This window comes from Streptomyces aurantiacus JA 4570, from assembly GCF_000414115.1.
Classification (GTDB): Bacteria; Actinomycetota; Actinomycetes; order Streptomycetales; family Streptomycetaceae; genus Streptomyces; species Streptomyces aurantiacus_A.
The window spans coordinates 1-9,580 of sequence record NZ_AOPZ01000437.1; the positions used below are offsets into that span (position 1 = coordinate 1).

General features: G+C 73.9%; 8 protein-coding genes and 2 pseudogenes. 5 read left to right on the forward strand and 5 right to left on the reverse strand.

Annotated elements, in window-relative coordinates; genetic code table 11:
* Nucleotides 1-126: 126 nt before the first annotated feature.
* The 5 genes and pseudogenes from STRAU_RS33530 to STRAU_RS33550 form a co-directional block, all read right to left on the reverse strand.
* Nucleotides 127-1,010: pseudogene (locus tag STRAU_RS33530) on the reverse strand (5-oxoprolinase subunit C family protein).
* Complete coding sequence (locus tag STRAU_RS33535; RefSeq protein WP_016644862.1) at nt 1,007-1,630, reverse strand: 5-oxoprolinase subunit B family protein; 624 nt, start codon at nt 1,628-1,630, stop codon at nt 1,007-1,009. The pseudogene STRAU_RS33530 and the gene STRAU_RS33535 overlap by 4 nt, the downstream one beginning before the upstream one ends.
* Nucleotides 1,631-1,788: 158 nt before the next feature.
* Nucleotides 1,789-2,553, reverse strand: a complete 765-nt coding sequence (locus STRAU_RS33540) for a LamB/YcsF family protein (RefSeq protein ID WP_016644863.1) — start codon at nt 2,551-2,553, stop codon at nt 1,789-1,791.
* A 32-nt stretch (nt 2,554-2,585) separates the two neighbouring features.
* A complete protein-coding gene (locus tag STRAU_RS33545) occupies nt 2,586-3,353 on the reverse strand; it encodes a putative hydro-lyase (RefSeq protein ID WP_052029396.1) in 768 nt (255 codons plus the stop codon).
* A 95-nt stretch (nt 3,354-3,448) separates the two neighbouring features.
* On the reverse strand, nt 3,449-4,750 hold the full coding sequence (locus tag STRAU_RS33550) for an MFS transporter (protein WP_037663628.1): 1,302 nt from the start codon (nt 4,748-4,750) through the stop codon (nt 3,449-3,451).
* A gap of 220 nt (nt 4,751-4,970) precedes the next feature.
* Here STRAU_RS33550 and STRAU_RS33555 point away from each other — a divergent pair, with 220 nt between their 5' ends.
* From STRAU_RS33555 to STRAU_RS33570, 5 genes and pseudogenes are all read left to right on the forward strand, one after another.
* Complete coding sequence (locus STRAU_RS33555; RefSeq protein WP_016644866.1) at nt 4,971-5,675, forward strand: GntR family transcriptional regulator; 705 nt, start codon at nt 4,971-4,973, stop codon at nt 5,673-5,675.
* A gap of 114 nt (nt 5,676-5,789) precedes the next feature.
* Nucleotides 5,790-7,334 carry a hypothetical protein gene (locus STRAU_RS33560; protein ID WP_016644867.1) on the forward strand — a complete coding sequence of 515 codons (1,545 nt, stop codon included), beginning with the start codon at nt 5,790-5,792 and terminating at the stop codon, nt 7,332-7,334.
* Nucleotides 7,334-7,462 (forward strand): hypothetical protein, encoded by a 129-nt coding sequence (locus tag STRAU_RS44185; RefSeq protein WP_016644868.1) that lies wholly within the window; start codon nt 7,334-7,336, stop codon nt 7,460-7,462. Before STRAU_RS33560 ends, STRAU_RS44185 begins: the two co-directional genes overlap by 1 nt.
* The gene (locus tag STRAU_RS33565) at nt 7,459-8,361 is read left to right on the forward strand and encodes a hypothetical protein (protein WP_016644869.1); all 903 of its coding nucleotides are present in this window, start codon (nt 7,459-7,461) and stop codon (nt 8,359-8,361) included. Before STRAU_RS44185 ends, STRAU_RS33565 begins: the two co-directional genes overlap by 4 nt.
* A gap of 88 nt (nt 8,362-8,449) precedes the next feature.
* Nucleotides 8,450-9,580: pseudogene (locus STRAU_RS33570) on the forward strand (hypothetical protein); the annotation flags it as partial.

Sequence of the window (9,580 nt, forward strand, 5' to 3'; positions counted from 1 at the left end):
GGCGGAGGCGGCGTGAGGGTCGGCCTGCGCCCGGCCGCCGCTGACTGCGAACGGCGGGCAGGCCGACGCCACGGCTTCAGCGGCGTACCCGCCTTGAGCGGCGTACCCGCCCGCAGGCCCCCGTCCTCATCCCCGCAGCCCCGGCCAACCCCCCGCCCCCACGAACCGCACCACCGTCCCCGGCACCGCCTGGGCCGCCGCCGCGAGGTCCCGTTCCCTGACGACGCCCACCACCGGGTAGCCACCCGTGGTCGGGTGATCGGCGAGGAACACCACGGGGCTGCCGTCCGGCGGCACCTGGATCGCGCCGAGGACCATGCCCTCGCTGGGCAGTTCACCGCGTACCGCCCGCTCCAGGGGCGGCCCTTCGGTGCGCAGGCCGATGCGGTTGCTCGCGGACGACACGCGGTACGCGCGCGTGGTGAGCGTGCGCAGCGCCGTGGCCGTGAACCAGTCCGCGCGGGGGCCGGGCGTCACCCGGAGGATCAGCTCGCCGGCGGGCCCGGCTGCGGAATGGTGTCCACGCGCGCGTGGACGTCGGGTGCGACACCGAGGGGCAGAACCGCGCCCTCCGTGAGCGGGGGCGGGCCGAGCCCGGACAGCAGGTCGGTGGAGCGGCTGCCGAGGACCGGTTCGACGGCGACGCCGCCGCCGAGGGCGACGTAACCGCGTACTCCGGAGACAGCCGGACCCACATCGAGGAGCGCCCCGGCCGGTACCCGTACCGGAGCGCCCCAGGCCACCGCCCGCCCGTCCACCGTCACCGGGCAGGGCGCTCCGCCCACGGCGACGGTGACCGCGCACCGGGGCCGCATCGCACAGCCGTTGAGAGTGGTCTCCAGGACGGCCGCGCCGGGCGAGTTGCCGACGAGACGGTTCACCAGGGCGGCTGCGGGCCGGTCGAGAGCCCCGGACCGGGGCACCCCGAGGTGGGCGTGGCCGGGCCGCCCCTCGTCCTGCACCGTGGTGAGCGCCCCGGCCCTGACGACCGCGAAGGCCCGGTCGGTCATGCGGCCTCCGGTACGAAGCGAACCCGCGCGCCCGGCGTGAGTAGCGCGGCGGGCACGCGCGCGGGGTCCCACAGCACGGCGTCCGTGGAGCCGATGAGCTGCCAGCCCCCGGGCGAGGGCCGTGGATACACGCCGGTGTACGGCCCGGCGAGGCCGACGGAGCCCGCGGGCACCGCCGTGCGCGGAGTCGCCCTGCGCGGCACCTCGCGCAGCCCGCCGAGGCCCGTCAGGTAGCCGAAGCCCGGCGCGAACCCGCAGAAGGCGACGCGGAATTCGGCCGCCGAGTGGATCCGCGCCACGTCCCGCACGGGCACGCCCCACAGCGCCGCCACGTCGGCCAGGTCCGGGCCGTCGTACCGCACCGGGATCTCCAGGACGTCCTCCGCGCGCGCGGGCAGCGGCGGGATCTCCCAGGCGGGCAGCCGCGCGGCGAGCCGGAGCGGGGCATCCGGGCCGTCGAGGCCGTCGAGGAGCACCGTGCGGGCGGCGGGCACGATCTCGCGCACCGTGAGTTCACCCTCCGCGCGGCGGCGCAGCAGCTCGGCGTGCAGGGCCGCGGCCGCGGTGCCGTCGGCCAGCTCGACGAGCAGCGCGCGCTCGCCCATGGGCAGGACCCGCATGGGCAGGACGGCCGGGGTCGGGGCCGCGTCGGGCCGGGCGGTCCGGGGCGGGGCGGCTGTGTGCGAGACCGGCGTGTGCGGGGCCGCTGTGTGCGACGTCGGCGTGCGCGAGGCCGGCGTGGGCGGTGTCTTCGTAGGAGAGCTGCTCGGCGGGACGCTCATGCGAACGCCACCACCCGCACGCCCGCGGCCTCCAGGCGCGCCCGCACCTGCCGCGCGAGCGCCACCGCTCCGGGAGTGTCGCCGTGCAGGCACAGCGAGCGCGCCCGGACCGTGATCCGCCGCCCGGCGTGGGAGGTGACGGTGCCGAACCGGGCGAGCCCGATGGACCGTTCGACGACGGCGTCCGCCTCCGTGATGACGGCGCCCTCGGTGCCGCGCGGCACCAGCGTGCCCTCGTCGGTGTACGCCCGGTCCGCGAACGCCTCCGTGACGACGGGCAGTCCGGCCTTGTCCGCGGCCTCCAGGAGATGCGATCCGGGCAGGCCGAGCACGGGCAGCCGGTCGTCGGCGATGAGCACGCCTTCGACGACGGCGCCCGCCTGCTCCATGTCGTGGACCACCCGGTTGTACAGCGCCCCGTGCGGCTTCACGTACGCCACGCGCGTGCCCGCCGCCCGCGCGAACACCTCCAGGGCGCCGATCTGGTACGCCACTTCGGCCGCGAGTTCCGCGGGCGGCACGTCCATCGCGCGCCGCCCGAAACCCGCCAGATCGCGGTACGACACCTGGGCGCCGACGCGCACCCCGCGCTCGGCCGCGAGCTCGCACACGCGCCGCATGGTGGCCGCGTCGCCCGCGTGGAAGCCGCAGGCCACATTGGCGCTGGTGACGACCGAGAGCAACTCCTCGTCGTCGGTGAGCCGCCAGCGCCCGAAGCCCTCGCCGAGGTCGGCGTTGAGATCGATCGAGGCCCAGGTCATGTACGTGTCGCTCCCGTGTCTCTCGCGTGCCCTCAAGCGACGCGGTACTGCTCGTCGCGGGCGTCGGTGATGAACATCCGGCCCGGCGCGTGCGTGATCGCGAACGGCGGCCGCGAGGCCATCACGGCCGCCTGCGGTGTCACGCCGCACGCCCAGAACACCGGTATGTCGTCGGGCTCGGCGGCCACCGGATCGCCGAAGTCGGGCCTGTCGAGGTCGGCGATGCCGAGGCCGCCCGGATCGCCGCAGTGCACCGGCGCACCGTGCACCGCGGGCAGCAGGGCGCTCTCCCGGATCGCCGCGGCCAGGCCGCCGGGCGGCACCGGGCGCATGGACACCACCATGGGGCCGCGCAGCCGCCCCGCCTCGCGGCACTGGCGGTCGGTGACGTACATGGCGACGTTGCGGCCCTGCTCGACATGGCGCAGCGGCACGCCCGCCGCCGCGAGCGCCCACTCGAAGGTGAAGCTGCAGCCGATGAGGAACGACACCAGGTCGTCGCGCCAGTGCGCGAGCACGTCGGTGGGCTCCTCGACGAGCTCGCCGTCGCACCACACGCGGTAGCCCGGCAGGTCCGTGCGCAGGTCGGCGTCCGGGGCGAGCGGTGTGGACCAGGACCCCGTGTCGGTGACGTCGAGGACCGGGCAGGGCTTGGGGTTGCGCTGGCAGAACAGGAGCATGTCGTACGCCCAGTCGGCGGGCACGGACACGAGGTTCGCCTGGGTGTGCCCGGATGCCCAGCCGGCCGTGGGGCCGCTCAGGCCCGAGCGGAACGCCGCGCGGGCCTCCTGGGGGCTCAGGGCGGCTCCGGGGCTTTCCGCGACCTCTGGGGTCCCGGCGGCTCCACTGTGATCAACGGCGTTGGGACGCACAGAAGTTCCCTCCCGCATCTGGTTCACAGAAGTTCCCTCCCCCGTGTCTCGGGCAGGCCGAACAGGGCGATCACGGCGAGCGCGTAGCCGAAGGCCCCGAAGATCAGCGCACCGCCCACGCCCCAGCTGTCCGCGAGGAAGCCGACGGTCGTGGGGAAGACGGCGCCCACCGCGCGACCGGTGTTGTACGTGAAGCCCTGCCCCGTGCCGCGCACGGCCGCCGGGTACAGCTCGCTCAGGAAGGAGCCGAAGCCGCTGAAGATCGCCGACATGCAGAAGCCGAGCGGGAAACCGAGCACCAGGAGAACGCCGTTGGCCCCGTCCGGGATGTTGGTGTACGCGGCGATGCTGGCCGCGGACAGGAACGCGAAGAGCGCGATGTTGCGCTTGCGGCCCAGCTTGTCGGTCAGATAGCCGCCGGTCAGATAGCCGATGAAGGCGCCCGAGATGAGGAACGTGAGATAGCCGCCGGTGCCGACGACGGTCAGCCCGCGGTCCTCCTTGAGGTACGTCGGCACCCAGGTGGCGAGCGTGTAGTAGCCGCCCTGGACGCCCGTGGACAGCAGCACCGCGAAGCAGGTCGTGCGCAGCAGGCCCGGCTTGAAGATGGCCGTGAACGAGCCCTTCTCCGTGCTCCGTTCACGCTCGGCCGCCGCCTCGGGGGCGTCGTGCACATTGCGGCGTACGTAGATCACGAGCAGCGCGGGCAGGGCCCCGGTGAAGAACATCACGCGCCAGGCGATGTCGTCGTCCATGAACTGGAAGACCAGCGTGTAGACGATCGCGGCGAGCCCCCAGCCCACGGCCCAGGAGCTCTGGATCGCGCCGAGCGTGCGGCCGCGGTTCTTGGCGGTGGCGTACTCGGCGACCAGGATCGCGCCGACCGCCCACTCGCCGCCGAAACCGAGGCCCTGGAGGGCGCGGAAGACCAGCAGGGTCTCGTAGTTGGGCGCGAAGCCGCAGGCGACGGTGAACACCGCGTACGTGATCACGGTGATCATCAGGGCCTTGACCCGGCCGATGCGGTCCGCCACGACGCCCGCGACGGCTCCGCCCACCGCGGAGACGACCAGCGTGACGGTCGTGAACAGCCCCGTCTGGCCACTGTTCAGGCCGAAGTAGGCCGACAGCGCGACCATGCTCAGGGGCAGCGTGAAGTAGTCGTAGGAGTCCAGCGCGTACCCGCCGAAGGCGCCGGCGAACGCGCGGCGGCCGCGCGGGCCGAGCGCGCGCAGCCAGCCGAACGCGCCGTCGTCGTCGGGGGGTTGGTCCGCGCGCGGCTGGTCGTCCAGCTCTATGGCGGAGGGCGGTGGAGTCGTACTCATGGGCACCTCGCAGAGGGGTCGGCGGTGCTGGAGGGTGCTTCTGAGGAGCGGGGTGGTGCGGGATCGGTGCGGGGAGGCCGTTGCCGGGCAACGAGGGGTGCCTGCCGGGCAACGCTTGCCGGACAACGTAGAGGATCGTTCAACGATCCCTCAATACCCATGTTGTCTCGTTCTTGTATCTGCGATTGAATCCGGGCATGGCTGAGGGGATGGCTGATCCATGGCTGAACTGACCGGTCTCGCCGACGACCGCGCGCTGCTGGGTCGTACCAGCACCGCGGAGCGGGTCGCGGACATCCTCCGGAGCCGCATCGCGGAGGGGTACTTCCCGCCCGGCACCCGTCTCTCGGAGGACAGCATCGGCGGCGCCCTCGGTGTCTCCCGCAACACCCTGCGCGAGTCCTTCCGGCTGCTCACGCACGAGCGGCTGCTCGTCCACGAACTCAACCGCGGCGTCTTCGTGCGGGTCCTGACCGTCGACGACGTCGAGGACATCTACCGCACCCGGCGCCTGGTCGAGTGCGCCGTCGTGCGCGGCCTCGGGCGCCCGCCGTACGCCGTGGACGCGCTCGCCGGTGCCGTCGCCGAGGGCAGGGCGGCCGCCGGGCGGCGGGACTGGAAGGGCGTCTCCACGGCCAACATCCACTTTCACCGGGAGCTCGTCGCGCTCGCCGGGAGCGCCCGCACCGACGAGCTGATGCGCAGCGTCTTCGCCGAACTGCGGCTCGCCTTCCACGTGGTGGACGACCCGCGCCGCCTCCACGAGCCCTACCTCGTACGCAACCAGGAGATCCTGGACGCCCTGCGGGCGGGCCTCGGCCCGAAGGCCGAGCGGCTGCTCGCTGTCTACCTGGACGACTCGCTCCAGGGTCTGGTCGACACGTACGCGCGGCGGGTGGCGGCGGGCGGTTCCGGGGCGGGCTGAGGGAGCCGCCGTCGGGGCGCGCGGCTCACCGGCCGGCCGTCGTGCCTGGTCGAGGCGGCCGGGGCATCTGCGTCGTTTCGACCGTTGTCAGACCGAGGACCTAGTCTGTGCACCGTGACTTCCCCTGCCGTACCGGACTTCGTTCCGCCCCAGCTCAGCGCGGGGCCGCGGCCCGCTCCGGGCCCGGCCGCCGACGAAGGGCTCGCGCGGCGCCTGCGCGCGCTCGCGTGCACGGCGCCGCTGCACGACCTGGACACCCGCAAGGCGAACCTCGCGGGGGAGTATTCGGTGTACGCGATGGCGGAAATCGCCCTCTCCGCCATCGACCTCGTCACGCTGAACATGGACTTCGACACGGGCGCCGACCACGAGCAGATCGTGGCCCGGCTGCTGCCGCGCGTCGCCGCCCAGGCCCCGCGCCGCCCGGCCGCCGAGCACGAGCGCGTCGCCCGCTGGGTCCTGGAGAACCTGATCAACGTGGGCAGCGTGGACCGCGGCTTCCGCGCGGTGTACGGCACTTTCGGCCCGGACGGGACATATGTCCGGCGGGACTACGACTTCAAACTGATCGAAGAGGTCCCCGGGTATGGCGGCGGTGTCTATCTGCGCACCACCGACGAGGCCGTGAACGTCCTCGTGGGCGCCCTCGACACGGACGTCACCAGCGCCCAGATCGCCGCCGAGGTGAAGCTGGAGGTCCTGATCAGCCGCGGCCGCCTCGCCGACGCCCAGCTCGCCGCCGAGCAGGCGCGGTATCGCACCGTGCAGTATTCGGAGACCCTCCGCAAGGCCCTGGACGCGACCCGGCGCAACGTCCGCGCGGTGGACTGGCTCCAGGCCGTGCCGGACATGATCGCCGAAGCCCTGGACCACGTGGCGGACCGGTATCGCCACGAGAACGCGATCCTGACGAACATCCGCAAGGTACGCGACGAGTCGGAGGCTCTCTCCGATTCAAAGGCGGGCGAGCACAAGCGCCGCGCCGCCGAGCTCGTGGACATCGTCAAGGACTGCATCCGGCGCCACACCCAGCTCCAGTCCCGGCTGCTCGAAGCGGGCCCCCTGTTCCGCGCCGAGCAGGACCGGCAGGCTTTCGCGACACCCACCGCCCGCGCGGGACTGGATCTGTACGGCCAGTTGATCGCCCCGATCCTGCCGCTCCCCGCCGAGCAGGCCATCCGCGTCACGGACGCCTTCTTCGCGCGCGGGACGGGCCTGCGCACCCCCGTGTCGGTGCGGGTCGGCGACCTCGTCGACATATTGCTCACGCCGCCGCAGGAGCGCGAGCACCTGGGCGCGGAGATGCCGGAGCCCGACCTCATTGCCACGCCCGACGACAGCCGCTTCAGCGAGGAGCAGCTCTCGAGCGCCATGGAACTGCTCGCGCTGCCGTCCGACGCGCCGCGACGGCTCTCCGGGCTGCTCGCCGACGCCCGCCGCCGCGACCCCGAACTGCCCTACCTGGTCGCCCTGCTGGCCGTCCACGCCGCGAGCCCGCCGGTCGGCACGGCCTACCGCCAGGGCGAACAGCAGCTCCTCTTCGCCGTGGACGACGGCACCGAGCTCGACGACCCCGAGTTCGGCGGCGCCGACCTCATCGTCGGCACGGCGCTGCTCGACGCGGCCGGGATGGCGGCCGACCGGACGGAGGCCGCGTGATGGCCGCCCAGTCCCTCAGGGACGTACGCATCGTCTCCCTCAGGGACGCCCGCGTCGTCCGGACCGCCGCACGCCCCGCCCCCGCACACGTACCACCGATGGACCGCCCCAAGGAGCCGAAGCCGTGACCGATCACCCCGCAGAGCACGCCGCGTGGGGCGAGCCGGACGCCGCCGCGGCCCCGGCGGCAGCCTCCGCGGCAGCCGCCGTCACGCCAGCCGACGCCGCCGACGCGGCCCGGCTCGTCGCGTTCGGGCTCCAGCCCAAGCTCCAGCCGGCCCGCGACCAGGAGTACGGCGAACTGCTCCGGCGGTATCGCGAGGACCCGCCCTTCGCCCGCCTCGCCGACGCCGTGGCGACCGGGCTCGGCCTCGTCGTCCTGGAGGTGTCCCCACGCGCGGGGATGGCGGTGACCGCCGCCGAGGACTCCGTGTTCGCCGTCCGCATGGGCGACTACGCGCGCCGCGCGGCCGCCGACTCCACCGACCGCTTCCTGCACGGCCTCGCCCACCTCGCCGTCGCCGCCATGGCGTTCCCCCGCCCCGAGGACCTCGCCGACGACGGGTACATCGGCCGTGTCACCGTCAACGGCGTCGACGGCTTCGTGCGGCAGGCGTGCCGCCGCCTGGAGGAGCGCGCCGAGGAGCAGGGCGAGAACACCGACCCGGCGACGGACACGCCCGGCCTGGAGTCCGCCTGGCGGATCTGGGCGCGCCGCAGCTCCACCGGCGCCACCAAGGACGCGCGCAGGCTCGCCGGTTCGACCACCGGCATCGTCGGCAAGGCCCTCGCGTTCCTCACCGACTCCGGCTTCCTCCAGCGCACGGGCGACGACTCCGGAGGGACCTACCGCACGACCGCGCGCTATCAGCTCCAGGTCCGCGACATGGCGGGCACCGCCGCCATGGCCGAGCTCCTGGAGCTCGGCGTCGTGCCCGTCACCGACGGCTCCGCGACGCTGCTGCCCCCCGACGACACCGACGACCTGGAGCTGGCGGCCGACGCGGGACTGCCGTTCCACTCCTGACCCGCCCCGGCGGCCGACCGCCGCCTGAAACCCCTCACGCCCCGCACGACTTAACGATCCGCACGACTTACGACGAGAGTCCGCCGCCATGTACGAGCTGTCCCGGGTCCGCCTCTACTCCATCGGCCCTGCCGGTGCGCGCTACGCCGACACCGTGCTGGACCTGCGCGGCGTCGGCGACGTGGTGCCCGACCCCGCGCCCGCGCAGGCGGAGTTCTTCGAGGAGGAGCCCGTCGGCCCGCCGCGCCGCCCGGCGCCCGCCGGTGTGCTCTTCCTGGAGAACGGCGGCGGCAAGTCCGTCCTGCTCAAGCTGATCTTCTCCGTGATGCTGCCGGGCCACCGGAACACGCTGGGCGGCGCCAGCTCCGGGGTGCTGCGCAAGTTCCTCCTGGCCGACGACTGCGGACACGTCGCCCTGGAGTGGCAGCACACGCTGACCGGTGAGTGCGTCGTCGTCGGCAAGGTGAGCGAGTGGCGCGGGCGGCAGGTCTCCAACGATCCGCGGAAGTTCGCCGAGGCGTGGTACTCCTTCCGCCCCGGCCCTGGCCTGAGCCTGGACTCGCTGCCGGTCGCCGAGTCCACCGCCGTGCGGGCGCCCGTCGAGGGCGCGTCCGGCGCGCAGGGGCGGCGGCGCACCATGAAGGGCTTCCGGGACGCCCTCATGGAGGCCACCAAGGCGTATCCGCACCTCGAAGTGCACTGGGAAGAGATCCACGACCGCTGGAACGAACACCTCGGGGACCTGGGCCTCGACCCCGAACTGTTCCGCTACCAGCGCGAGATGAACGCCGACGAGGGCGAGGCCGCCGGCCTGTTCGCCGTCAAGAAGGACTCCGACTTCACCGACCTGCTGCTGCGCGCCGTCACCGACACCCGCGACACGGACGGCCTCGCCGACCTCGTGCACGGCTTCGGCAACAAGCTGGGCCGCCGCGCCGAGCTGATCGCCGAGCGGGACTTCACCGCCGGCTCCGTCGACCTGCTCGGGCGCATCGTCGACGCCGCCGACACCCGGGCACGCGCGCGTGACGTCCACGCGGGCGCCGAACGCCGCACCCGCACGCTCGCCCGCCGCCTGTCCGCCCGCGCCGTCGAGGAGCGCGGCCGCGCCGCCGAACTCGCCGAGCAGGTCACCGCCGCGGCCCACACCGTCACGGCCGCCGAGCAGGCCCGCGGCCGCTCCGCGCTCATCGCCGCCGAACTCGCCTACCGGCACGCC